The 22645-nt window shown below is 34.2% G+C and carries 24 protein-coding genes and 2 tRNA genes; 13 read left to right on the forward strand and 13 right to left on the reverse strand.

What is annotated here, in order from left to right; all coding sequences use genetic code 11:
• The first annotated feature begins 8 nt into the window (after positions 1–8).
• Positions 9–866 carry a glycoside hydrolase family 25 protein gene (locus AC6CH4_RS08840; RefSeq protein WP_498102125.1) on the forward strand — a complete coding sequence of 286 codons (858 nt, stop codon included), beginning with the start codon at positions 9–11 and terminating at the stop codon, positions 864–866.
• Positions 867–917: 51 nt separating this feature from the next.
• Here the strand turns inward: AC6CH4_RS08840 and AC6CH4_RS08845 are convergent, their stop codons facing one another.
• From AC6CH4_RS08845 to AC6CH4_RS08865, 5 genes are all read right to left on the reverse strand, one after another.
• Positions 918–1139, reverse strand: coding sequence for a DUF5808 domain-containing protein (locus AC6CH4_RS08845; protein WP_498102127.1), 222 nt, complete (start codon positions 1137–1139; stop codon positions 918–920).
• A 72-nt stretch (positions 1140–1211) separates the two neighbouring features.
• Entirely contained in the window at positions 1212–1952 is a 741-nt protein-coding gene (gene lptB / locus AC6CH4_RS08850) for an LPS export ABC transporter ATP-binding protein (protein WP_026982881.1), read from the reverse strand.
• 174 nt (positions 1953–2126) lie between these two features.
• Complete coding sequence (locus tag AC6CH4_RS08855) at positions 2127–2477, reverse strand: carboxymuconolactone decarboxylase family protein (RefSeq protein ID WP_498102129.1); 351 nt, start codon at positions 2475–2477, stop codon at positions 2127–2129.
• Complete coding sequence (gene tatC / locus AC6CH4_RS08860) at positions 2470–3285, reverse strand: twin-arginine translocase subunit TatC (RefSeq protein WP_498102131.1); 816 nt, start codon at positions 3283–3285, stop codon at positions 2470–2472. Before tatC ends, AC6CH4_RS08855 begins: the two co-directional genes overlap by 8 nt.
• The gene (locus tag AC6CH4_RS08865; protein ID WP_498102133.1) at positions 3285–4250 is read right to left on the reverse strand and encodes a KpsF/GutQ family sugar-phosphate isomerase; all 966 of its coding nucleotides are present in this window, start codon (positions 4248–4250) and stop codon (positions 3285–3287) included. The genes tatC and AC6CH4_RS08865 overlap by 1 nt, the downstream gene beginning before the upstream one ends.
• 87 nt (positions 4251–4337) lie before the next feature.
• On the opposite strand from AC6CH4_RS08865, the gene recQ reads away from it, so the two are divergent.
• Positions 4338–6533, forward strand: a complete 2196-nt coding sequence (gene recQ / locus AC6CH4_RS08870; RefSeq protein ID WP_498102135.1) for a DNA helicase RecQ — start codon at positions 4338–4340, stop codon at positions 6531–6533.
• Positions 6534–6646: 113 nt separating this feature from the next.
• Here recQ and AC6CH4_RS08875 read toward each other — a convergent pair whose 3' ends face one another.
• A complete protein-coding gene (locus AC6CH4_RS08875) occupies positions 6647–6889 on the reverse strand; it encodes a hypothetical protein (RefSeq protein ID WP_498102137.1) in 243 nt (80 codons plus the stop codon).
• Positions 6890–7260: 371 nt separating this feature from the next.
• Between AC6CH4_RS08875 and AC6CH4_RS08880 the strand changes: the two genes are divergently transcribed.
• Together AC6CH4_RS08880 and AC6CH4_RS08885 are read left to right on the forward strand one after the other, a co-directional pair.
• A complete protein-coding gene (locus tag AC6CH4_RS08880; RefSeq protein ID WP_498102139.1) occupies positions 7261–8820 on the forward strand; it encodes an NAD(P)/FAD-dependent oxidoreductase in 1560 nt (519 codons plus the stop codon).
• 93 nt (positions 8821–8913) lie between these two features.
• Positions 8914–10002: a DUF6630 family protein gene (locus AC6CH4_RS08885; RefSeq protein WP_498102141.1), complete on the forward strand. Its 1089-nt coding sequence runs from the start codon at positions 8914–8916 to the stop codon at positions 10000–10002.
• 276 nt (positions 10003–10278) lie between these two features.
• Here the strand turns inward: AC6CH4_RS08885 and AC6CH4_RS08890 are convergent, their stop codons facing one another.
• Both AC6CH4_RS08890 and AC6CH4_RS08895 read right to left on the reverse strand, forming a co-directional pair.
• Positions 10279–11238: a quinone oxidoreductase family protein gene (locus AC6CH4_RS08890; protein ID WP_498102143.1), complete on the reverse strand. Its 960-nt coding sequence runs from the start codon at positions 11236–11238 to the stop codon at positions 10279–10281.
• A 128-nt stretch (positions 11239–11366) separates the two neighbouring features.
• On the reverse strand, positions 11367–12773 hold the full coding sequence (locus AC6CH4_RS08895; protein WP_498102145.1) for an aminopeptidase P N-terminal domain-containing protein: 1407 nt from the start codon (positions 12771–12773) through the stop codon (positions 11367–11369).
• Between the two features lie 257 nt (positions 12774–13030).
• On the opposite strand from AC6CH4_RS08895, the gene AC6CH4_RS08900 reads away from it, so the two are divergent.
• The gene (locus AC6CH4_RS08900) at positions 13031–13468 is read left to right on the forward strand and encodes an META domain-containing protein (protein ID WP_498102147.1); all 438 of its coding nucleotides are present in this window, start codon (positions 13031–13033) and stop codon (positions 13466–13468) included.
• Positions 13469–13529: 61 nt separating this feature from the next.
• Here the strand turns inward: AC6CH4_RS08900 and msrA are convergent, their stop codons facing one another.
• Both msrA and msrB read right to left on the reverse strand, forming a co-directional pair.
• The gene (gene msrA, locus AC6CH4_RS08905) at positions 13530–14138 is read right to left on the reverse strand and encodes a peptide-methionine (S)-S-oxide reductase MsrA (RefSeq protein ID WP_498102149.1); all 609 of its coding nucleotides are present in this window, start codon (positions 14136–14138) and stop codon (positions 13530–13532) included.
• 7 nt (positions 14139–14145) lie between these two features.
• The gene (msrB, locus tag AC6CH4_RS08910; protein WP_498102151.1) at positions 14146–14700 is read right to left on the reverse strand and encodes a peptide-methionine (R)-S-oxide reductase MsrB; all 555 of its coding nucleotides are present in this window, start codon (positions 14698–14700) and stop codon (positions 14146–14148) included.
• A gap of 297 nt (positions 14701–14997) precedes the next feature.
• On the opposite strand from msrB, the gene idi reads away from it, so the two are divergent.
• From idi to AC6CH4_RS08945, 7 genes are all read left to right on the forward strand, one after another.
• Positions 14998–15525, forward strand: coding sequence for an isopentenyl-diphosphate Delta-isomerase (idi, locus tag AC6CH4_RS08915; RefSeq protein ID WP_192187174.1), 528 nt, complete (start codon positions 14998–15000; stop codon positions 15523–15525).
• A gap of 20 nt (positions 15526–15545) precedes the next feature.
• Positions 15546–15956, forward strand: coding sequence for a 6-carboxytetrahydropterin synthase (locus tag AC6CH4_RS08920; protein WP_192187175.1), 411 nt, complete (start codon positions 15546–15548; stop codon positions 15954–15956).
• Between the two features lie 3 nt (positions 15957–15959).
• Complete coding sequence (locus AC6CH4_RS08925; RefSeq protein WP_498102153.1) at positions 15960–16418, forward strand: peroxiredoxin; 459 nt, start codon at positions 15960–15962, stop codon at positions 16416–16418.
• A gap of 55 nt (positions 16419–16473) precedes the next feature.
• Complete coding sequence (locus AC6CH4_RS08930; RefSeq protein ID WP_498102155.1) at positions 16474–17442, forward strand: type I phosphomannose isomerase catalytic subunit; 969 nt, start codon at positions 16474–16476, stop codon at positions 17440–17442.
• Between the two features lie 57 nt (positions 17443–17499).
• Complete coding sequence (locus AC6CH4_RS08935) at positions 17500–17766, forward strand: hypothetical protein (protein WP_026982865.1); 267 nt, start codon at positions 17500–17502, stop codon at positions 17764–17766.
• 78 nt (positions 17767–17844) lie between these two features.
• Positions 17845–17918: transfer RNA gene (locus AC6CH4_RS08940), tRNA-Thr, on the forward strand.
• A 105-nt stretch (positions 17919–18023) separates the two neighbouring features.
• Positions 18024–18097, forward strand: a tRNA-Thr gene (locus tag AC6CH4_RS08945).
• A 173-nt stretch (positions 18098–18270) separates the two neighbouring features.
• On the opposite strand, the gene AC6CH4_RS08950 is transcribed toward AC6CH4_RS08945, so the two are convergent.
• The 3 genes from AC6CH4_RS08950 to htpG form a co-directional block, all read right to left on the reverse strand.
• Positions 18271–18987, reverse strand: a complete 717-nt coding sequence (locus AC6CH4_RS08950) for a DUF4369 domain-containing protein (protein WP_498102157.1) — start codon at positions 18985–18987, stop codon at positions 18271–18273.
• 131 nt (positions 18988–19118) lie between these two features.
• Positions 19119–19934 (reverse strand): hypothetical protein, encoded by an 816-nt coding sequence (locus AC6CH4_RS08955; protein ID WP_498102159.1) that lies wholly within the window; start codon positions 19932–19934, stop codon positions 19119–19121.
• Between the two features lie 120 nt (positions 19935–20054).
• Positions 20055–21938, reverse strand: coding sequence for a molecular chaperone HtpG (gene htpG, locus AC6CH4_RS08960; RefSeq protein WP_498102161.1), 1884 nt, complete (start codon positions 21936–21938; stop codon positions 20055–20057).
• Between the two features lie 200 nt (positions 21939–22138).
• Here htpG and AC6CH4_RS08965 point away from each other — a divergent pair, with 200 nt between their 5' ends.
• A complete protein-coding gene (locus AC6CH4_RS08965; protein ID WP_498102163.1) occupies positions 22139–22642 on the forward strand; it encodes a lipocalin family protein in 504 nt (167 codons plus the stop codon).
• Positions 22643–22645 lie beyond the last annotated feature (3 nt).

Below are 22645 nucleotides of genomic sequence, written 5' to 3' on the forward strand. Positions count from 1 at the left end.
TTATTCGAATGGCAAGAAAAACGACAAGACGAACTTCTTATTCCCGAAAACCTCAACCAACTCGTTCTGCTTTTAGCAAAGTGATTCGATTTATTGTATTCTCTTTTTTGGCATTACTTTTCATTGGAACAATTTATCATTATCGTGCCGGATTGGCTTATTATCTCGGATTTAAATCAGATAAAGTTTTAGACGAAGATGCCGTTGATAAGCATCTTTCTGATGTTCGAAATATTCAGGTTTTGGAGAATCATAAAGGAAAAGTGATTGGTATTGATGTATCTGAATTTCAGGGAAAAGTTGATTGGGATGAAATTGAAATCTTAGAAGAAAAATATCCAGTTCAATTTGTGTTCATCAGAGCTACTGCTGGGAACGATCGTGTGGATGCACAATTTAAGAGGAATTGGGATGGTGCAAAAGAAAATAAAATAATGCGAGGCGCCTATCATTATTATCGTCCAAACGAAAATTCGATCGAGCAGGCTAATCTTTTTATTAAAACCGTAAAGTTGCAAAAAGGTGATTTACCACCAGTTTTAGATATTGAAAGACTGCCTAAGAATCAACCTTTAGATAGTTTAAAAAAAGGTTTAAAAAGATGGTTAACCAAAGTTGAAGCACATTATCAGGTTCGTCCAATTATTTATACTGGAGAACGCTACTATAGTGATTTTCTGAAAGAAGAATTCAGTGAATATTTATTTTGGATTGCTAATTACAATTTCTACAGAGAAAAAATTGAAGACGACTGGCTTTTTTGGCAATTTACAGAGAAAGCCTCTTTACCAGGAATCAAACACAGAGTGGATGTGAATATCTATAATGGCGACTTAGAGCAATTGCAATTTATCACTGTTGAATAGTTTTCAGTCTCGGCTCGTTACCGATTAGGATTTAGTCTTTTGACTTAAAGCTTATTTTGATAAAAGGGCAATTGGAATTAACGATAATATCGCTATCAAAATTAAAACAGAGTAAGGATTAGCAAAATTTACTGTATAACCCATCCATTGAATTCTCTTTGGTGGAAGTAATCGTTTATCTTTCGGATTATAATAAAAACATCCCAAATACCAATTGTTTGGGTCCTTGTGCCAATTGTCGTATTCTTCCTGAGTTGGTTTTTGTGGAGTCATACTTTTAGTTTTCAGTCGCAGTCACAGTTTTCAGTTTTTTCACAGTGACTGAAAAGTGCGACTGTATACTTATTAAAATTCAAGTTTCTTTTTACGTAATTCGAAGTTTTGTCCAAGATAAACGCGGCGTACCATTTCATCTTCAACTAATTCTTCCGGAATTCCGGCTTTCAAAATTCCTCCTTCAAACATTAGGTAGGTTTTGTCTGTGATCGCTAAAGTTTCCTGTACGTTGTGATCGGTAATTAAGATTCCGATATTTTTATTTTTTAACTGCGCTACAATTCTTTGAATATCTTCAACCGCAACCGGGTCAACTCCTGCAAAAGGCTCATCCAATAAAATGAATTTAGGATCTGTTGCCAAAGCACGTGCAATTTCAGTACGACGACGTTCTCCTCCCGAAAGTAAATCACCACGGTTGGTACGAATATGTTCTAAGCTGAATTCTTCAATTAAACTTTCCATTTTGGCAATTTGCTCCTCTTTAGAAAGTTTTGTCAATTGTAAAACGCTCAGAATGTTATCTTCAATACTTAATTTTCTAAAAACTGAAGCTTCCTGTGCCAAATAACCAATTCCTTGTTGGGCACGTTTGTACATAGGATAATCGGTAATATTCAAATCATCCAGATAAATATTTCCCTGATTTGGTTTTACCAATCCCACAATCATATAAAACGAAGTTGTTTTCCCGGCACCATTCGGTCCCAAAAGCCCAACAATTTCCCCTTGATTTACTTCAACAGAAATTCCTTTTACAACACTGCGTCCTTTATAGGTTTTGATTAAATTATCGGCTCTTAGCTTCATTTTTTCAATTAGATAATTAGATAATTTGAAAATGAGATAATTGAAAAACTAACTCAATTCATTTTAAAATATATTAGAAGGCACAAATTAAAAGTAAAATAATCAACTAGATAAATGAATTAACAAATTATTGCGTTTTCAATGAATTATCTAATTGACTAATTATCTCATTTTCTAATTTCCAGCCTCTTCTAAAGCTTCCCAAAATTCGTAAGCTCTTCTTAAATGCGGAATTACAATTGTCCCTCCAACCAAAGTTGCGATTCCCATGGCTTCCATCATTTCTTCTTTGGTAACACCTTCTTTATGGCTTGTCTCTAAATGATATTTTACACAGTCATCACAACGTAATACTGCTGAAGCCACTAATCCTAACAGCTCTTTTGTTTTTACATCAAGAGCTCCTGACGCGTATGCGTTAGTGTCAAGATTAAAAATTCGCTTTACAATTTTGTTATTGTCAGCTAATAATTTTTCGTTCATTTTAGAACGATAGTCGTTAAATTCTTGTATGATATCAGACATTTTCTTTCAATTTATTTCTATAAACAACCTTTGAAATCAGGATACTCACTTCGTAAATAAGCAACATTGGTATTGCTACGATAGTTTGGCTTACTACGTCCGGAGGTGTTACGATTGCGGCAATAATCAAAATGATAATTACGGCATATTTCCAATATTTTCTTAAGAAATCAGGTGTTACTAATCCTAATTTAGTTAAGAAATAAATAGCGATTGGCAATTCAAAAAAGATGGCACTACCCAGGATACTTGTTTTGACCATTCCCATATAAGAGTCTAGTGTAAATTGGTTCTTCACAACATCACTCACAGAGAAAGTCGCAACGAAATTCACGGACATCGGAATAACAACAAAATAACCAAACAATACTCCTAAAAAGAAAAGAAGAGAAGAAGCGAATATGAATACCCTCGCATTTTTTCTTTCTTTTTCATATAATGCCGGACTGATAAATTTCCAGATTTCCCATAAAATATAAGGGAAACTTAAAATGAAACCAGCCAATATACACATCCATACAAAGATATTTACCTGACCTTCCATCTCCGTATTCTGAATAATGAAATTCAGTTCGGTAATACAGATACTATCCGCAAAACCCAGTTGATGTGATAAATCACAAAACCATCTATAAGTGAAAAAAGTAGGCCTCGTTGGACCTAAAATAATTTTGTCAAATAAATAATCACTGATGAAATAAGTAACAAATGCCATTATTAATGTTGCAGTTGTACTTCTTACTAATAACCATCTTAGTTCTTCAAGATGGTCTAAAAATGACATCTCGCCAAGGTTCTTTTTTGCCATTATACGATTCCTTCTTTTAAAATGTCATGTAAATGTAATACTCCTTTGTACTCACCATTGTCAGCGACAATTAATTGTGTTATTGAAAAATCTTCCATCATATTCAGAGCGTCTACTGCCATGGTTTCAGAAGAAACTAATTTCGGGTTTTTCGACATAATATCTTTTGCAGTCAAATCAGCAATAGAATCTCTGTCGTTCAGCATTCTTCTAATATCTCCATCGGTAATAATTCCAATAATTTTGTCATTTTCGATTACCGCTGTTACTCCTAATCTTTTTTCAGAGATTTCAAAAATAGCTTTTTTGATGGAAGTGTCCGGTGTAACCATTGGTTTTAACGAATGTTCAATCATATCTTTTACGCGAAGTAATAATTTTTTCCCTAACGCACCACCCGGATGATATACGGCAAAATCTTCTGGTTTGAAGTCGCGCATTTCCATCAGACAAACTGCCAGTGCATCGCCCATTACAAGTTGTGCTGTTGTACTGTTTGTTGGAGCAAGGTTTATTGGGCAAGCCTCCATTTCAACTGTGGTGTTCAGAACATAGTCAGAACCTTTAGCCAAAGATGAAGTTATGTTTCCTGTGATGGCAATTAAAGTGTTTCCGAAACGTTTTAATAAAGGAACCAGAATTTTTATTTCCGGACTGTTGCCGCTTTTTGAAATACAAATAATGATATCTTCTTTTTGTATCATTCCCAAGTCGCCGTGAATCGCTTCTGAGGCATGAAGGAACATAGAAGGTGTTCCGGTTGAGTTAAAAGTCGCAACCATTTTTTGAGCGATGATGGCGCTTTTTCCTATTCCGGTAACGATCAGTCGGCCTTTGGTTTCATAAATACGTTGAACAGCTTCGTAGAAATTTTCGTCAAGAAAATCAATTAATTTTATAATTGCTTCGCTTTCAGATAGTATGGTTTTTTTGGCGATAGCCAATATATTTTCTTTTGAAATCAAAACAGAATATTTAAAATTTGTATGTATAAAAGAAAGTTGTATCTTTATGTGTTGCAAATTTATACAAAATATCCATTAATATAAAGAATGAATTCAAACGAAATTGAAATACACAAGGAATTAAAGAAGTATTTCGGCTTTAGCCAATTTAAGGGCTTGCAGGAGCAAGTCATTACGAGTATTTTATATAAGAAGAATACTTTTGTAATTATGCCAACTGGCGGTGGAAAGTCTCTTTGTTATCAATTACCCGCTTTAATTCAGGACGGAACAGCTATTGTTGTTTCTCCTTTGATTGCTTTGATGAAAAATCAGGTTGATGCGATTCGAAGTCTTTCTTCAGAAAACGGAATCGCTCATGTACTGAATTCCTCTCTCACCAAAACAGAAATTGCCCAAGTCAAAAAAGACATCACTTCTGGCTTGACCAAACTTTTATATGTGGCGCCGGAATCTTTGACTAAAGAAGAATATGTTGCTTTTTTACAGAGTGTGCCCATTTCGTTTGTCGCTATTGATGAAGCGCATTGCATTTCAGAATGGGGTCATGATTTTAGGCCGGAATACCGAAACCTAAAAAATATAATAAAACAATTAGGACAGGTTCCTATTATAGGACTTACCGCTACTGCAACCCCAAAAGTTCAGGAAGATATTCTGAAAAACCTTGATATGTCTGATGCGAGTACTTTTAAAGCATCATTCAACAGACCGAACTTGTACTACGAAGTTCGCACAAAAACAAAAAATATTGAATCGGATATCATTCGATTTATCAAACAACATAAAGGCAAATCCGGAATTATTTATTGCTTAAGCCGTAAAAAAGTCGAATCTATTGCTGAAGTTTTGCAAGTTAACGGCATCAGTGCTGTTCCTTATCATGCAGGTTTAGATGCTAAAACCCGAGCCAAACATCAGGATATGTTTTTGATGGAAGATGTCGATGTTGTAGTTGCAACAATCGCGTTCGGAATGGGAATTGATAAACCAGACGTTCGTTTTGTAATTCACCATGATATTCCAAAATCACTGGAGAGTTATTATCAGGAAACCGGTCGTGCCGGTCGTGATGGAGGAGAAGGACATTGTTTAGCTTATTACTCTTATAAAGATGTAGAAAAGCTGGAGAAATTCATGTCCGGAAAACCTGTTGCTGAACAGGAAATTGGTTTTGCCCTTTTGCAGGAAGTTGTGGCTTACGCCGAAACCTCAATGTCACGAAGAAAATTCCTGCTACATTATTTTGGTGAAGAATTTGACAGTGAAACCGGAGAAGGTGCCGATATGGACGACAATGTTCGTAATCCTAAAAATAAAATTGAAGCGCAGGATCAGGTTGTTAAATTGTTAGAAATCGTTCGCGACACCAAACATATTTACAAATCAAAAGAAATTGTATTTACTTTAATAGGTCGCGTAAATGCAGTTATCAAGGCACATAAAACAGATGCCCAATCGTTTTTCGGTTCTGGTTCAGATCATGACGAAAAATATTGGATGGCCTTATTAAGGCAAGTACTGGTTGCCGGTTATTTATCAAAAGATATTGAGACTTATGGCGTGGTGAAAATCACTAAGGAAGGTTTGAACTTCATTAAAAAGCCAGTATCCTTTCTGATGTCTGAAGATCATGAATACAATGAGTCTGAAGATGAGGCAATTGTAACAGCTGCAAAATCATCTGGTACTGCCGATGAGGTTTTAATGGGCATGCTGCGTGAATTGCGAAAAAAAGTAGCCAAAAAATTAGGCGTTCCTCCGTTTGTCGTTTTTCAGGATCCTTCCTTAGAAGACATGGCTTTAAAATACCCGATTTCCTTAACTGAATTATATAATATTCATGGAGTTGGTGAAGGAAAAGCTAAAAAATACGGTGGAGAATTTGTAGCCTTGATTAGTCGTTATGTAGAAGATAATGATATCATTCGCCCAGACGATTTAGTGGTGAAATCTACCGGAGTTAATTCTGCTAATAAATTATATATCATTCAAAATATAGATCGAAAGTTATCTTTAAATGATATTGCTTCGGCAAAAGGCTTAACGATGGATGCTTTGATCAAAGAAATGGAACAAATCGTGTACGCTGGTACTAAACTTAATATTAAATACTGGGTTGATGATATGTTAGATGATGATCAACAGGAAGAAATTCACGATTATTTCATGGAATCAGAATCGGACAAAATCGAAGACGCCCTTAAAGAATTCGATGGCGATTATGATATTGATGAATTAAGGTTGATGAGAATTAAATTTATTAGTGAAGTAGCTAATTAAAGTAATCAGTGATCAGTTTTTTAGTGTTCAGTGAATGCTAAAGTAGATTGAAAAAAAATATAAAGGTATTAAGTAATCAGTTTTTTAGGACTTTCTGAACACTAAAAAACTGATTACTGATCACTATAAACTTCCCCACGATGCGGCTTCAAAGCATCTCTTACCGGAATCATATTTTCTTCGGTAACCACCATAAAAGCGGTTGCATGCATTTCGTTTACAATTTTAAAACCAGTAATATTTAACGGAAGTTTTTCTATTGCGATATATTCTTTCAAATGAATTTCATGATGTTCAGCAGTTTTTGCTGAAGCCGGACCACGGAAATCCCAAATTAATTTTATTTTTCTAGACATTTATTTAAGGTGCAAAGGTTCAGAGTGACAAAGGTACAAAGTCTATTTTGAAAAAAAGGTTCTGAGGTTCTGAGATGCTAAGGTTCTGAGTTTTTTTTCTGTCGAGACGCACTGCAGTGCGTCTAATTGTTCTTTAAAAGAAATCTTTTTAATCCAAATAGTGTGTGGCTAAAAATAAATAGTAAAGATTTTACGAAGAAGAGAAAATCTGCATGAACAATAAAAAAGCTTTGCGAACTTTATGTTTTTGTAAAACCATAACTTTAAAAAATCTTAGCGCACTTTGCGGTTAATTATATAAAGTCAGTTCAAAATGTTATTTTTGCATGTTCTTTTCATAAATAGAAAAGCTAATTGAAAAATAAAATACAATGCCAAGAGAACTTTTACTTCAGGTAACTCCGGAAATAGCTGCAAACGAATTGTTGCTAAAAGACTATTTGTCTAAACAAATTAAAGTTTCTCCTAAGGAAATTCAACATATTACTATTTTAAAACGTTCGATTGATGCGCGCCAGAAAGCGATAAAAATCAATTTGAAGGTTATTATTTATCTGCAAGGGGAACCTTTTGAGGAAAGCAAAATTGAATTACCATTATATAAAGATGTTTCTTCTGCACAGGAAGTTATTGTGGTTGGCGCTGGTCCGGCTGGACTTTTTGCAGCATTGCAATTAATTGAATTAGGTTTAAAGCCAATTGTAATTGAACGCGGAAAAGATGTTCGTGGACGCCGACGTGACTTAAAAGCAATAAATGTGGATCATTTGGTAAACGAAGATTCTAATTATTGTTTTGGAGAAGGCGGAGCAGGAACGTATTCTGACGGAAAATTATATACGCGTTCTAAAAAACGTGGTGATGTTACCAGAATATTAGAACTTTTAGTTGCTTTTGGAGCTTCTGAAGATATTTTGGTTGAAGCGCATCCGCACATCGGAACCAATAAATTGCCAAAAATCATTGAGGATATTCGAAACAAAATTATCGAGTTTGGAGGTCAGGTTTTGTTTGATACCAGAGTAACCGATATTTTGGTAAAAAATAATGAAGTTGAGGGTATTGTAACGCAAACCGGAGACAAAATTCTGGCGAATAAATTAATCTTAGCGACTGGACATTCGGCACGTGATATTTTTGAATTGTTAGATAAAAAGAAAATTTTCATAGAAGCAAAACCTTTTGCTTTGGGTGTTCGTGCAGAGCATTCTCAAGCTTTAATTGACAGCATTCAATATAGCTGTGATTATCGCGGGGAACATTTGCCACCTGCGCCGTATTCTATCGTAAAGCAAGTAAACGGCCGAGGAATGTACTCTTTTTGTATGTGCCCGGGTGGTGTAATTGCACCTTGTGCAACAAGTCCGGGTGAAGTGGTTACCAACGGCTGGTCGCCATCTAAACGTGATCAGGTTACAGCAAATTCCGGAATTGTTATCGAATTGAAATTGGAAGATTTTAAGCCTTTTGAAAAATTTGGCGCTTTAGCCGGAATGGAATTCCAAAAAAGCATTGAACAAAAAGCGTGGCATTTGGCGGGCGAAACCCAAAAAGTTCCGGCTCAACGAATGGTTGATTTTACTCAAAATAAAGTTTCTTCGGATATTCCGAAAACGTCTTATGTTCCGGGAACCACTTCGGTTGAAATGGGACAGGTTTTTCCTGGATTCTTATCGCAAATTTTACGTGAAGGTTTTAAGGAATTCGGTAAGTCGATGCGTGGTTATTTGACTAACGAAGCTATTTTGCATGCGCCGGAAAGCAGAACTTCATCTCCGGTCAGAATTCCGAGAGATCCTATAACTTACGAGCATTTACAAATAAAAGGTTTGTATCCTTGCGGAGAAGGAGCGGGATATGCGGGCGGCATTATATCTGCAGCAATTGATGGAGAAAAATGTGCTTTAATGATTGCTGAAACTTTGAAATAATTAATTTATCAGGTTTTTTATTTATTTGAATATTCTTATATTTAATTCTTTAGTTATAAGAATTTCTAAAAAAAATAAAACCTGTAAACTCTAATGAAAAACTTCTTTTCTAATTTATTCGGTCGAAATAACGACCCGCAATCAATTATTTCTTTTGATATTATTGATTCAATTTATTCGCACTTATATAACGAGCAGGCAAGTCTTGAACTTAAAGTAAAAGGAATTAAGGAAGATGTATCGGTTAATTTATTTTATTTTCCCGGTTCATTAGATCATGAAGAAAGCAGAGCAGAAATTAAAAAAGGAGGCTTTAATAATTCTTATGAAGTTTTAAATGAGCTTTATAAAAAAATGGATATTGGAGTTCTTTCTCAGGATATAATAGACCAGGGATTAGAATATGACTTTATACACATTCAGTTTTATTCGGAGCCAACTTCTGATGAAAAAAAGTTCTTTAAACGTTCCATAAAAAATTTCATTATCTTTTTTTGCTGTACCAATAGTTTAGAAACCAACGATTTTAAAATTTTATATTCAGGAACACATTTTTTTGATTATACAAAAGGATTGTTGGATAGTGAACTTTTAGATTTCAACAATCCAAAGAATGAAAGTCAGGAAATAGCAATTAAAGATTTTAAATTGGTTTTACAGGGAATTTGCCAATATTTAAATATTGAAATTCCGGAAAGTGTTACACTTCCTTCATTAGAAAATTTAGTAGAAATTGAAGACGTTAAAGTTGAGACTTTTGAAGAGTTTATAAGATTGGTTTCAAGAGGGAATGTTGAAGAAAAAGACCTTAGAAAACAATCAAAAAAGCTTTTGAAGAATTTTAAAAAGGAATCAAAAGAATATCATGAGATTATTGAAAATCACTGGAGTTTTTTTGAAAGCATAGATTGCTGGAACAGCGATTGGAAATTTGATCCTGAAGATGCAGAATATTTCATCTCAGAAATGATTGGTGAAGATTTGAATTTCGAATATCCGGAAGAAACGTATAGTCACGATTTGTTTCCTTATATTCAATCGGCTTTAGAGAAGCGTAATCTTGAATTAATGACGTATGATACACATGGAGATAATTATTTGTTTTTTGTGGCAAATAAAAACGATGTGGATAGGATCTTAGAATTATCTGAATTAACGAAGATTGAGGTTAATCAGTTGTAGACTTTAGTCGCAATTTTGCCATTTTCAACAGAGGAGAAATCTTTGCAAGTAACTCCTCAACGAGAATCCAATCTTTGTCGAGCTTCTAGTGTGATCCTTCGTCCCTCAGGACGACAAGATTATGTTGGAAACTGAGACTGAAAACTGTTTATGCGTGAGGGATAGAGCTAAGCTACCGCAGTAGCAGCGAAAGCCCGACACCAATATAAAAAGGGGCGAACTAAGCAGTGCTAAAGTCGGTCCCTTTTTATATTGGTGGCACGCCCAGATTATTATTTACGGAATCAGAATTATTTTTCCGGTACTTTTTCGGCTTTCCAGATAATCGTGAGCCATTTTTCCTTCGGATAATTTAAAAGAAGTTGGAGTTGAAAGCGTAATTTTTCCTTCGATAATCCAATTGAATAATTGATTGGCCCTTTTGATTCGTTCTTCTTTTGAATTTAAATAACTCCACAAATCGCCTCCGGTTAAAGTTTTGGAACCATCCATCAGCATTCTTGGATCTACAGGTGCAGGGTCGCCATCTGCCATTCCGAAGAAAACGACTTGTCCGCATTCTTTTGTGACTTCGAAACTTTCCATCAACGTACTTCCCACACTATCGTAAACAACATCAACGCCTTTTGGTGCTACTTTGAAAACCTGCGATTTCCAATCGTCATTATAAAGAAAAACATGATCTGCGCCTTGTTCAAAAGCTACTTTTGCTTTGTCTGAAGAGGAAGTTAAACCAATCACATTGGCACCCAACAATTTGCTGATTTGTGTTAGTGTCTGACCAACTCCGCCTGCAACCGCGTGAATTAAAACGGTTTTACCTTTTGCAGTTTTATGGCTGTCGGTTGCTAAATAATGTGCGGTTAAACCTTGGAGTAAAATAGCAGCGGCAGTTTCAAAAGAAATGGCTTGGGGTAACGGTAAAACGTGATTTATATTTACGGCAACCAATTCAGCATTTGCAAAGGGAACATCGGCGAAAGCCACCCGATCTCCAACGTTATATTCAGAATGATTGTTGGTGTTAACCACAATTCCGGCACCTTCATAACCGGCAATAAATGGCGGATTTCCTTTTAAATGATAATTTCCCTTTCGTCTGTAAACATCGGCAAAATTTAATCCGATAGCTTTCATTTCGATTAAAATTTCATCGTTTTTTAATTGCGGATTCGGAATTTCTATATATTCTAAAACATCTGAATTTCCGAAAGAAGAAAAGGTAAGTGCTTTCATTTTTTTAAATTTTGAGGATACAAAGTACGGTAAAATTCACTTGAATTTTTGAAAGCTTTTCTTAAAAATGCATAAAAAAACCTCGTTTAAAATTGAAACGAGGTTTTGATTTATTTTATTTTTCTAAATTAAATTTTAGGAAATTTCATGTCATTGAAAGTGCTTTTCTGCGCTGCCATTTTTTCAACATCTTCCCATTTTCTTGGCGAATCTGCTGATAAATTTTCATATGAATCTTTTTTGATGGCAATGTCATCTTCGATTCGGACACCAATATTCCACCATTTTTTATCGCATTTACTGTTTGCCGGAATATAAATTCCTGGTTCAACAGTAAGGATCATGTTTTCTTTTAAAGTTCCTCCATAATTTCCTTTATCATGAACATCCAGACCAAGAAAATGCGAGCATCCGTGCGGATAATAAATTCTGGAATCTTGGGGATCTGTGATAATCCCAAGCTTAATTAATCCTTCTGTGATTACTTCTCTTGATTTTGTATTTAAATCCTGAATGCGGGTTCCTTCTTTACAGATTTTAAAAACTTCTTCCTGAGCTTCATAAACCAATTGATAAATGGCTTTTTGTTCTTCGGTAAATTTTCCGTTTGCCGGAATTGTTCTGGTTACATCGGCAGAATAACCGTGATATTCAGAGCCAACATCCATCAATAACAATTGATTGTCCATTTTTGTGCTGTTGTTTTCGCCATAATGCAAAATACAGCCGTTTGCTCCAACACCAACAATTGGGGGATAACCTTCGCCTTCGGCACCATATTTTCTATGGATATAGGCGTGAATTCCGTCAGCTTCGTTTTCGCTCATGTCCGGACCAACTGCTTTCATAACTTCGTTATGAGCAACGCAGGAAAGTTTAACGGTTTTACGCATTAAATCCATTTCTTCCGGAGTTTTGATTTCTCGAAGTGAATTGGTAATATTGGTAAATGAGTCTATTGAAGTTTTGTCTTCGCGCGTAATTCCGGCCTTATTTTTAAAAGACTGAACTAAGCCAAAAAGATCAAAACTACTTTGATTGTTCTCAAGATCAATTGGGATTTTATCATAAATAATTTTGTCAAATTTTTTTAAATCGATATCAAAATTCTTAAAATCTTTTCCGTTATAAACAGTCGTAAAACCTAATTTAGATTTTGCGCCTTCAACACCCAAACGTCTTCCTGTCCAAACTTCGCGGGAAGCATTTCTTTCTCTAACAAATAATACTTCGTTGTAAGTTTCGCCAGTTCCCTGTGCTTCCTTGAAAATTAGTAAAACGGCATCTGGTTCTTTGTAACCAGTCAGGTAATACATGTCAGGATTTTGATGAAAATTGTAGCTAACATCTTTAGAAAAAACTCTTTCCGGATAAGAGAAAACTACAGCAACCGAATTCGTCGGCATTAAATTTCTAAAAGCTTCACGTCGGCCTTTATGGAATTCTTTAGACAGATAATCTGTTGGTAAATTTTCCTGAGAATGAATTGGAGTGATGGCAATTAATAAGATAAAAAGTAAGAGCAGTCGCTTCATTTTTTTGTTTTTTATTGATGATTTTAGTTTTTTGATCATTGCAAATTACAAAAAAAATGCAATCGTATGTTTTAATTTAAGTATTTGATCTGTAGTTTTTTAATGAAAATGGTGTAACTTAGAGATCAGAAATTGCAATTTAATAATGAAATCGGAGGTCTTTTATAAAAATTAAATTTTTATAAAACTTGTTGCAAGGCATGAATATTGAGAAGGGAATATTTGTAAAACAATTTTAATCTTAAAAAGTAAATTTTATGAAAAAATATACAATTGCAGTCGTTTCAGTTTTAACCTTACTACTTATTTCATGTATGGCATCAAAAGAGGCCAAAAACACCGCTAATATTTACGATACAATCTGGGAATTAGAATATATTTCAGGGCCAAGAATTGCTTTTGAAGGCTTGTATCCCAATAAAAAACCACAAATTACTTTTGACCAGAAAGAAACAAAAGTGTATGGTAATAATGGATGTAACGGATATAGCGCACCTTATACCCTAAATGGAAAATCTTTAACTTTTGGAGAACCCGGACCAGCAACAATGATGTTTTGCGAAGGTGGAGGAGAACAGCAGTTTTTACAGCAAATGAAAAAAATAACAAGTTATGCTATTGATAAAGACGGAAAACTAAATTTAATTGAGGGCGATGTGCCAATGATGAGATTTAAAAAAGTAGCTAAACAATAGTTTTAAAAATCATATAAAAAAAGGGAAATGAGTTAACTCATTTCCCTTTTTTTATATGATTTTATTTCTTTTTGAGTTTGTCTTTAAATACTTTTTCGAATTTATCTATTTTAGGCTGAATCACCATTCTGCAATACGGCTGGTTTTTGTTGTTTGCATAATAATTCTGATGATAGTCTTCTGCTTTATAGAACTTTTTAAACGGTTCTACTTTTGTCACAATCGGGTTGCTATAAACTTTTGCTTTGTTGAGTTCGGCAATAATACTTTGCGCAGCCTTTCTTTGTTCGTCGTTTTTATAAAAAATCACAGAACGATATTGTGTTCCAACATCTGCACCTTGTCGGTTTAAAGTTGTTGGATCGTGAACCGTAAAGAAAACCTTGAAAATTTCATTAATATCCGTTACGTTTTTGTCATAGGTAATCTGAACAACTTCAGCATGTCCTGTTTCACCAGTGCAAACCTCTTCATAAGTAGGATCGGCAACATTTCCTCCGGAGAAACCAGAAACAACAGATTTTACTCCGTCTAAATTTTCATAAACCGCCTCAACGCACCAGTAACACCCGCCGCCAAGCGTAATCGTTTCAAGGTTTGAAGGCTTTTTATTTTGTGCAAATCCGTTTAAGGATAAAGCAAAAAGGCAAATTAAAATCGTATTTTTCATTTTAGTGTTATTTATTATCAGGAATAAAGTCAAGGGCAATTGAATTCATACAGTAGCGTTTTCCGGTTGGTTCAGGACCGTCATCAAATAAATGCCCTAAATGCCCGCCACAACGTCCGCAAAGAGCTTCGATTCTTTCCATTCCAAGTGAATTATCTTCTTTGTATACAACGCTTTTTTTATTGTCCTGTTCAAAAAAGCTTGGCCAGCCGCAGCTGCTTGCAAATTTGGCTCCGGATCTAAAAAGCTTGTTTCCGCACGAAGCGCAATAGTAGGTTCCTTTTTCATCGGTGTTCCAGTATTTTCCTGTAAAAGGTCTTTCGGTGTCTGCCTCGCGCATTACTGCGTAAACATCATCCGGTAATACTTTTTTCCATTCTGCGTTGTTAACATGTAGGGTGTTTGTATCTGTGTTAGAATAATATGGATTTCCGGGTTTATTGATTTTGTTTTCCATAACAATAGTTTTTGTGTTTTGCTTTTTTGTTGATTGGCCACATGCCTGCAAAATAAAAAGCGGAATTAAAAAGCAAAGGCTGAAAAATTGAGTTCTTGTTTTCATGATTTTTGTGAGGCTTTAATTTTGTAAACCAAAGGTACGACGAGAGTTAGTTCCAAAATATCGTCTAATTTACAATTGAGGTTTTTTTAAGTATGTTTTAACTTTTTTTTATTTACGTAAAAGCAATGCATATAGTTTTTTAAGCTTAATTTTAAACGATTTTAAATAAATAACTGTTTTTAAAGTTTTGAATATTAAATACTTGTGAAAATGAAGGCTCGTTAAACTTTTCACAATCTTTTTCAGGATTTTCAAGCCATTTCTTTTTTCGTATTTTTGTTTTGTACAAAACGCCATATGATAGAAGAAAACGTAATATTAGTCAATCAAAATGATGAACAAATTGGCTTAATGCCAAAACTGGAAGCGCATGAAAAAGCACTTTTGCACCGTGCATTTTCTGTTTTTATTTTAAATAGTAAAAACGAAGTAATGTTACAACAACGTGCTCATCAAAAATACCATTCTCCTTTACTCTGGACAAACACCTGTTGCAGTCATCAGCGTGAAGGTGAAACGAACATCGAAGCAGGAAGCCGAAGATTATTTGAAGAAATGGGTTTTAAAACGGAATTGAAAGAACTTTTCCATTTTATATACAAAGCTCCTTTTGATAACGGCTTAACAGAGCATGAACTTGATCACGTTATGATTGGGTATTTTAATGAAAGCCCTGCCATTAATCATGATGAAGTGGAAGATTGGAAATGGATGAAAATTGAAGATATTAAAGAAGATATTGAAAAACAGCCCGAAATTTATACCGTTTGGTTCAAAATAATTTTTGATGAATTTTATCATTATTTGGAAGACCATAAAATTTAACAAGACTAACCATAACCCAAATGAAAGTAACCATATCAAGAAAAGCACATTTTAATGCTGCACATCGATTGCACAGGAAAGATTGGACATTTGAGAAAAACAATGCTGTTTTTGGAAAATGTAATAATGCCAATTTTCATGGTCATAATTATGGTTTAACAGTGAGTGTTACAGGAAAAATTGACCCGGAAACTGGTTTTGTTTTAGATGTGAAAGTATTAGCGGATATTATACTGGAAGAAGTAGAAATTCCGTTTGATCACAAAAACCTGAATCTGGATGTTCCGGAATTTCAGGATTTGAATCCAACAGCTGAAAATATTGCCGTTGTGATATGGAATAAAATTAGAAAAAGAATTCAGCCCGATTTTGATTTAGAAATCGTCCTGAATGAAACGGATCGCAATTTTGTAACTTATAAAGGAGAATAATAAATGTCATTAAAAACAGGAGATATAGTTCCGAATTTTACTGCAAAAGATAGTCATGGAGAAGTTTTTGAAAGCAAAAGTTTTTTGGGTCGAAAACCGCTTGTGATTTATTTTTATCCAAAAGATAATACTCCCGGTTGTACTACTGAAGCCTGCAGCTTTCGGGATCAGTACGAAGATTTTAAGGATTTAGGTGCTGAGGTAATCGGGATTAGTAGTGATAGCGTGAAATCACATCATAAATTTGCCAAGAAACATGAATTGCCTTTTATATTGTTATCAGATCCTGATAAAAGACTGAGACAACTTTTTGGAGTTCGAAATAATTTATTTGGTCTTTTGCCAGGAAGAGTAACTTATATTATAGACAGAAATGGCGTTGTGATTTATATTTTTGATAGTATGAATGCAGTCAGACATATTGAGAAAGCCTTAGAAACAATTAGAGAATTAGTATTATAAATTAAAGAATTAGTATTAGTTCAATAGCAATTTAATAAAGATATTAGCCAAAAAAATGAAGCCAAACTTATACCCTTTACAATTCGAACCCATTTTAAAAGACAGAATCTGGGGCGGAGAAAAATTAAAAACAATTCTGAATAAACCAATAGTTTCTAAAATTACCGGTGAAAGCTGGGAACTATCAACTGTTGAAGGCGATGTGAGTGTTGTTTCAAATGGAGCTTTAAAAGGAAAATCATTGATGGATCTTATTGATGACACACCAAATGAAATCTTAGGAACAGCAGTTTATAAACGTTTCGGAAAACAGTTTCCATTACTTTTTAAATATTTAGATGCTCGTGAAGACCTTTCGATTCAGGTTCATCCAAATGACAAATTAGCAAAAGAGCGTCATAACTCATTTGGTAAAACTGAAATGTGGTACGTTATGCAGGCTGACGCCGATTCGAGAATCATTGTTGGTTTTAAGGAAGATTCAAGTAAAGAAGAATACTTACAACATTTACATGATAATTCATTGGTTTCGATATTGGATGATGTAAAAGCAAAAGCCGGAGATGTTTTCTTTTTAGAAACGGGAACAGTTCATGCAATTGGTGCCGGATTAGTTGTGGCCGAAATTCAGCAGACTTCTGATATTACGTATCGTTTATATGATTTTGATCGTGTAGATGCACAGGGAAATAAAAGAGAACTGCACGTAGATCTAGCGCTTGATGCTATCAATTATAATGAAGTATACACGCAGAAGAAATATGAAACAAAAGTCAATACTTCAAATACAGTTGTGGATTGCCCTTATTTCACGACCAATTTTATTCCGTTAGAAAATAAATTGGAAGTTTCTAAATCTGGAGAAACATTTACTGTTTATATGTGTATTGAAGGAAGTTTCGAAATTGAATTTGATGGCTTCAAACAAACTTATATAAAAGGAGATACCGTTTTGGTTCCGGCTGAGATAAATGCATTTATTTTGAACGGAAAAGCTTCAATTTTAGAAATTTACATTTCATAGGGCTAAATCTAAAGATTATATGTACTTTTGCAGACGCAAATTAAAATAAAAATAAAAATGGCAAACGTTAAAAATTTAAAGAAAGACATCAACTTCGTATTAGGAGATATTATTGAGGCAATTTACTTATTTGAAATGTCTACTACAGGAAATCCTACTCCAGAAACGAATGCTTTGATCGATCAGGCTATTGCTGCTTTCGATACTTTGATCACAAAAGTGAACGCAAAGAACGTTGAAAACAAAAAAGCGCATTTCAAACAAATCAATGTTGAATTGGAAGAAACTGCTAATCAATTGATTGCTAAAATCAACGAATTGTAAGCAAAAAAAAGTATAAAAAAGTGCAAATTTATTTTGGTAAAACGAAAAACCGCTTTATATTTGCACCCGTAATGAGTCGCCAGCGTAGCTCAGTTGGCTAGAGCAGCTGATTTGTAATCAGCAGGTCGTGGGTTCGAGTCCCTCCGCCGGCTCAACATAAAACCATCACTTTTAGTGATGGTTTTTTATTTAGATTTAATTGCAAATTTATTTTGGTAAAACGAAAAACCGTTTTATATTTGCACCCGTAATGAGTCGCCAGCGTAGCTCAGTTGGCTAGAGCAGCTGATTTGTAATCAGCAGGTCGTGGGTTCGAGTCCCTCCGCCGGCTCAACATAAAACCATCACTTTTTAGTGGTGGTTTTTTTGTTTCAAACTCTTAGTAAAATTCCAAAATTAAAATCCCAAATTCCAATCTTCACAGAAGTGCAATATCTGTAATTGGAATTTGGGATTTCCATCATAAAAAAGCCCTGAAATATTCAGGACTTTTTTATGATGAAATTATTTTTGTTCTTGCTTTTTAATATCAGCAACATATTTGGTTAACTTTTTTCCGTAAAGTGATTTTGCTACTTTTGGAGTCATTGACTTTTGAATGGTATCAAGAAACTTAACGTTGATATCATAAATTTCAGCTAAAGCGATATAAGGCGCTATTTCGTAATCTTTATGGTTAATAGCAAAGTTTGTAGCGTATAAGTATTTTCTTTTGATGTTAGATTGTTGTTTTGCATCAAGACTGTCAATTGCTTTTTGATCTTGGCTTTTGATTGCTTTAAATCTTGGCTCTACCATCGCCAGGTTTTCATCATTAAAACGAGAATTGATCTTTTTGTATTCTTCGTATAATTCCTGATTTTTAGATCCGGTGATTTTGGCACCGTAAATAAAATTATCTAAGTTGGTCTCGATATTGATGTTTCCAGGTTCTGCAAAGAATAGAATATTGTTGTCCATTGAGTTTGTTACTCCACGATCAAGGAATAAATAAAGCATTTCTGGAGATTCTAGTTTGATATCGCGCTCAAAAGCTGAGTTCCCATCGATTTTGATACTGTCTATTGCAACAAGCGATGTGTCAACAATTCTTTGAATATATAAAGTTCCGTTTTTTAATCCTTTAATATTTCCTGTGATGTGCAGGTTGTCAGCAGATTCTTTTTTACTACATGATGCTAATAGGGCAATTGCAACAAAAGCAATAATTGATTTTTTCATTGGTTTTTAGATTTTGGTGCAAAATAAAGAAAATAGTTTGAATGTAATGATTCGTACTTTAAATTTTCCTAAAAATAAATCCCAATCTATTTCTAAATTGGGATTGCTGTATTTTTATAAAAATGAGAGATTTACATTGATAAGTTATAACCAACTCCACTTTCGTGTGTGTAAGTGAAATTGCTGTCACATTCATTGTTTCCGTAGTCAATAACTCCTTTTAAGAATCCACCTTCTACTTTTAGTTTTCCTTTAGAGATGTAAACACATGAATATTTTTTAATCAATGTTTCCTGAACGGTCAACGTTAAGCTTGCGCCTGCGTCTGTCGTTACAATATGATTTCCTTCAGTCATTTCATAAACATTGTCTTCTAAAACATAAGGTGTGTCAACACCGGCCGTTTGTTTTACAGTATGTGTTCCTGAATTTGTATAAACTCTTCCCTGTAGATCAGTAAATTTTCCATTAGTCACTTTTCTTGTCCATTGAGGTACAGTAGCAACAGTTGTAGTGTTAGTGTATTCAATTGTTCCTTCCAGTTTTATTCCGTTGATAGAATAGTCAATTCTTTCGATAGTCAATTTGCTTCCGGTAGTGATAATTGGTCCAGAAAGTGTAATTTTTAATTTCCCTTTTCTTAGAAGTTGATTCTGTGTACAACCTGCTGTTCCATAATCAACTGTAAATACTTTTGGATAGGTAGTTCCCACTACTGTAACTGTTGCACAGATTCCTGTAACTGGTGTTTCAGTTGGTTTTGCTGTTGGCGAGCTGTTGGTAACCAGTAAAGCGGTATTAATATCCATTTCATTGGCTGCATCTATTACAACAGAGGCTCTTATAGAGGTTGTATCAGTTTGGTTGGCGACATCGTCACTAGAACAAGAAACATAAATTAATGCTGTAGCGCAAATACTTAAAAGTAAAAAAGCGGTTTTTTTCATAGTAGTTTGTTTAAGTTAGATTAAAAGGCATTCAAATGTAATAAAAAAAATGAATTACAATAAAAAAATCCTGTGAGTCAGACCCACAGGATTTTAAAAAGTATTTTTTTTGTAAAAACCTTATTTAATCATTTCGAAACTTCTTTTTACAAAAGCAGTTAAAGCTTCACCTTTTAAAAGGTTTTGCGATAATTTTGCTAAATCTAAAGCTTGTTTTACCAAGTGTTCCTGATGAGTTTTATCTTCAGTATTCAAAATGCTTGTAGCCAAATCAGAATTAGTGTTTACTACTAAATTGTACATTTCCGGCATATTGCCCATTCCGAACATTCCGCCACCGCCTGATTGGCTCATTTCTTTCATTCTACGCATAAATTCCGGTTGCGTGATAATGAATGGAGCAGCCTGACTGTCCATAGCTTCTAATTGAACAGAATATGCTTTTGGAATGTAAGCTTCTAATGAAGTTTTAAGTGTTTCTTTTTCTTCATCAGATAACTTAGAAATCGTGTTTTCATCTTTTTTGATTAAGTTATCAATATGGTCAGAATCCACACGAACGAAAGTTACATCTTTATTATCGCCTTCAATTTTTTGAATTAAGTGCGAGATAATAGGAGAATCTAAAAGTAATACTTCATATCCTTTTTCTTTTGCTGTTTCAATATAAGAGTGTTGAGCATCTTTATTTCCGGCATAAAGAACTACCAATTTTCCGTCTTTATCTGTTTGGTTTTCTTTTAATTTCTCTTTTAATTCTTCTAAGGTAAAATAAGTATCATCTACAGTTGGGTACAATACAAACGCACCAGCTTTTTCGTAGAATTTGTCTTCAGAAAGCATTCCGTACTCTAAAACAATTTTAATATCGTTCCATTTTGCTTCAAAATCAGCACGATTTTCATTGAATAAAGCTTTTAGTTTATCAGCAACTTTACGAGTAATGTAGTTTGAGATTTTCTTTACTGCACCATCAGCCTGTAAACCTGAACGGGAAACGTTCAAAGGAATATCCGGAGAATCGATTACACCTTTTAACATCGTCAAAAATTCTGGTACAATTCCTTCTACGTTATCAGTAACGTAAACCTGGTTTTGGTACAATTGAATTTTATCTTTCTGGATTTGCATATCTGTACCCAATTTTGGGAAATACAAAATTCCAGTTAAGTTGAAAGGATAATCTACATTTAAATGAATGTTGAATAACGGTTCTTCAAACTGCATTGGATACAACTCTCTGTAGAAGTTTTTATAATCTTCCTCAGATAACTCAGATGGTTGTTTTGTCCAAGCCGGGTTTGGATTGTTGATGATATTATCAACTTCAATAGTTTCATTTACGTAATCCTCAGGTGCATCTTCCGGTTTTGGAAGTGTTTCTGTTTTTGTTCCGAATTTAATCGGCACTGGCATAAATTTGTTATACTTATTTAATAAACCAGCAATTTTAGAATCTTCTAAAAATTCAAGAGAATCTTCAGCAATATGAAGAATGATTTCTGTACCACGTGAAGTTTTGTCAGCTGGCTCTAAAGTAAATTCAGGGCTACCGTCACAAGTCCAGTGCGCAGCTGGTTCATCTTTGTATGATTTAGTAATGATTTCTACTTTTTCTGCAACCATAAAGGCAGAATAAAAACCAAGACCAAAGTGACCAATAATTCCAGAATCTTTAGCAGAATCTTTGTATTTGTCAAGGAATTCTTCAGCTCCTGAAAAAGCAACCTGGTTGATGTATTTTTCTACTTCATCAGCAGTCATACCTAAACCCTGATCAGTAATGTGGATTTTTTTTCCTTCTTTATCTACTTTAATTTCGATAACCGGATTTCCGTATTCAACTTTAGCTTCGCCAATGCTAATAAGGTGTTTTAATTTTAAAGTAGCATCGGTTCCGTTTGAAACAAGCTCACGCAAGAAAATTTCGTGGTCGCTATACAAGAACTTTTTGATTAAAGGAAAGATGTTTTCTACTGAAACATTAATTTTACCTGTTGTCATATTTTTTAATTTTTTAGTTTAATGTGATGATTCTCATTCCTTCAAATAGAATACCAATTGTTTTTTGAATGACAAAATGTCGCAAGTGTTAATTTTGAAAGAAAATAATTAGATTTTGGAACTGTTAATATTTCAATGAATCGTATATTTGTGGTACACTAATTGTTAAAGGTGTAAGTATTAACTTAAAAAATGTCCAAATGAAGAAAATCATTTTCATGTGCATGATCGCCACGATGGTATTCGCGTGTAAATCAGCTTCGTCTACAACCGCTTCTACAGAAGCAACAACGCTTTCAACTAAACTTGACAAATCGACTCAAGTAGCTATCAAAGGAAATTGGGTTCTTACCAATGTCTCTTATCCGGGTTCTGATTATATTAAAGTGAATTCTTTTGATCTTGCCGATTCTAAATGTTTTATTGGTAGTACATGGAATTTTATTTCGAATAATAACAAAGGTACAATGACATTAACAGCACCAAGCTGTACTGCATTTACTTCTCCAATTGTATGGAGTATCAATAACCAGGGTCTTTTTGTATTAAAAATTGTCAATCCGGGAACAAAATCAAAAAATATCAAAGAAGGATATTTACTAAAAGTTGCAGGTTTGAGTGATAATTCATTTCAATTAATCGACAACATTAATGTAGGTGGACAAACTAAAGATGTTACTTACCAATTTCAAAGAGCCAATTAATAT

The sequence above is a fragment of the Flavobacterium sp. GQ95 genome (assembly GCF_059758655.1).

Excerpts from the sequence above, each read along its gene's own strand:
- msrA (WP_498102149.1), bottom strand. The coding sequence starts at position 14,138 with ATGAAAAATACGATTTTAATTTGCCTTTTTGCTTTATCCTTAAACGGA.
- AC6CH4_RS08845 (WP_498102127.1), bottom strand. The coding sequence starts at position 1,139 with ATGACTCCACAAAAACCAACTCAGGAAGAATACGACAATTGGCACAAG.
- AC6CH4_RS08890 (WP_498102143.1), bottom strand. The coding sequence starts at position 11,238 with ATGAAAGCACTTACCTTTTCTTCTTTCGGAAATTCAGATGTTTTAGAA.
- AC6CH4_RS08875 (WP_498102137.1), bottom strand. The coding sequence starts at position 6,889 with ATGTCTAGAAAAATAAAATTAATTTGGGATTTCCGTGGTCCGGCTTCA.
- AC6CH4_RS08965 (WP_498102163.1), top strand. The coding sequence starts at position 22,139 with ATGAAGAAAATCATTTTCATGTGCATGATCGCCACGATGGTATTCGCG.
- AC6CH4_RS08930 (WP_498102155.1), top strand. The coding sequence starts at position 16,474 with ATGAAGCCAAACTTATACCCTTTACAATTCGAACCCATTTTAAAAGAC.
- AC6CH4_RS08955 (WP_498102159.1), bottom strand. The coding sequence starts at position 19,934 with ATGAAAAAAACCGCTTTTTTACTTTTAAGTATTTGCGCTACAGCATTA.
- AC6CH4_RS08840 (WP_498102125.1), top strand. The coding sequence starts at position 9 with ATGGCAAGAAAAACGACAAGACGAACTTCTTATTCCCGAAAACCTCAA.
- msrB (WP_498102151.1), bottom strand. The coding sequence starts at position 14,700 with ATGAAAACAAGAACTCAATTTTTCAGCCTTTGCTTTTTAATTCCGCTT.
- AC6CH4_RS08900 (WP_498102147.1), top strand. The coding sequence starts at position 13,031 with ATGAAAAAATATACAATTGCAGTCGTTTCAGTTTTAACCTTACTACTT.
- AC6CH4_RS08855 (WP_498102129.1), bottom strand. The coding sequence starts at position 2,477 with ATGTCTGATATCATACAAGAATTTAACGACTATCGTTCTAAAATGAAC.
- AC6CH4_RS08925 (WP_498102153.1), top strand. The coding sequence starts at position 15,960 with ATGTCATTAAAAACAGGAGATATAGTTCCGAATTTTACTGCAAAAGAT.
- AC6CH4_RS08950 (WP_498102157.1), bottom strand. The coding sequence starts at position 18,987 with ATGAAAAAATCAATTATTGCTTTTGTTGCAATTGCCCTATTAGCATCA.
- idi (WP_192187174.1), top strand. The coding sequence starts at position 14,998 with ATGATAGAAGAAAACGTAATATTAGTCAATCAAAATGATGAACAAATT.
- recQ (WP_498102135.1), top strand. The coding sequence starts at position 4,338 with ATGAATTCAAACGAAATTGAAATACACAAGGAATTAAAGAAGTATTTC.
- AC6CH4_RS08885 (WP_498102141.1), top strand. The coding sequence starts at position 8,914 with ATGAAAAACTTCTTTTCTAATTTATTCGGTCGAAATAACGACCCGCAA.
- AC6CH4_RS08920 (WP_192187175.1), top strand. The coding sequence starts at position 15,546 with ATGAAAGTAACCATATCAAGAAAAGCACATTTTAATGCTGCACATCGA.
- AC6CH4_RS08880 (WP_498102139.1), top strand. The coding sequence starts at position 7,261 with ATGCCAAGAGAACTTTTACTTCAGGTAACTCCGGAAATAGCTGCAAAC.
- htpG (WP_498102161.1), bottom strand. The coding sequence starts at position 21,938 with ATGACAACAGGTAAAATTAATGTTTCAGTAGAAAACATCTTTCCTTTA.
- AC6CH4_RS08895 (WP_498102145.1), bottom strand. The coding sequence starts at position 12,773 with ATGAAGCGACTGCTCTTACTTTTTATCTTATTAATTGCCATCACTCCA.
- tatC (WP_498102131.1), bottom strand. The coding sequence starts at position 3,285 with ATGGCAAAAAAGAACCTTGGCGAGATGTCATTTTTAGACCATCTTGAA.
- lptB (WP_026982881.1), bottom strand. The coding sequence starts at position 1,952 with ATGAAGCTAAGAGCCGATAATTTAATCAAAACCTATAAAGGACGCAGT.
- AC6CH4_RS08935 (WP_026982865.1), top strand. The coding sequence starts at position 17,500 with ATGGCAAACGTTAAAAATTTAAAGAAAGACATCAACTTCGTATTAGGA.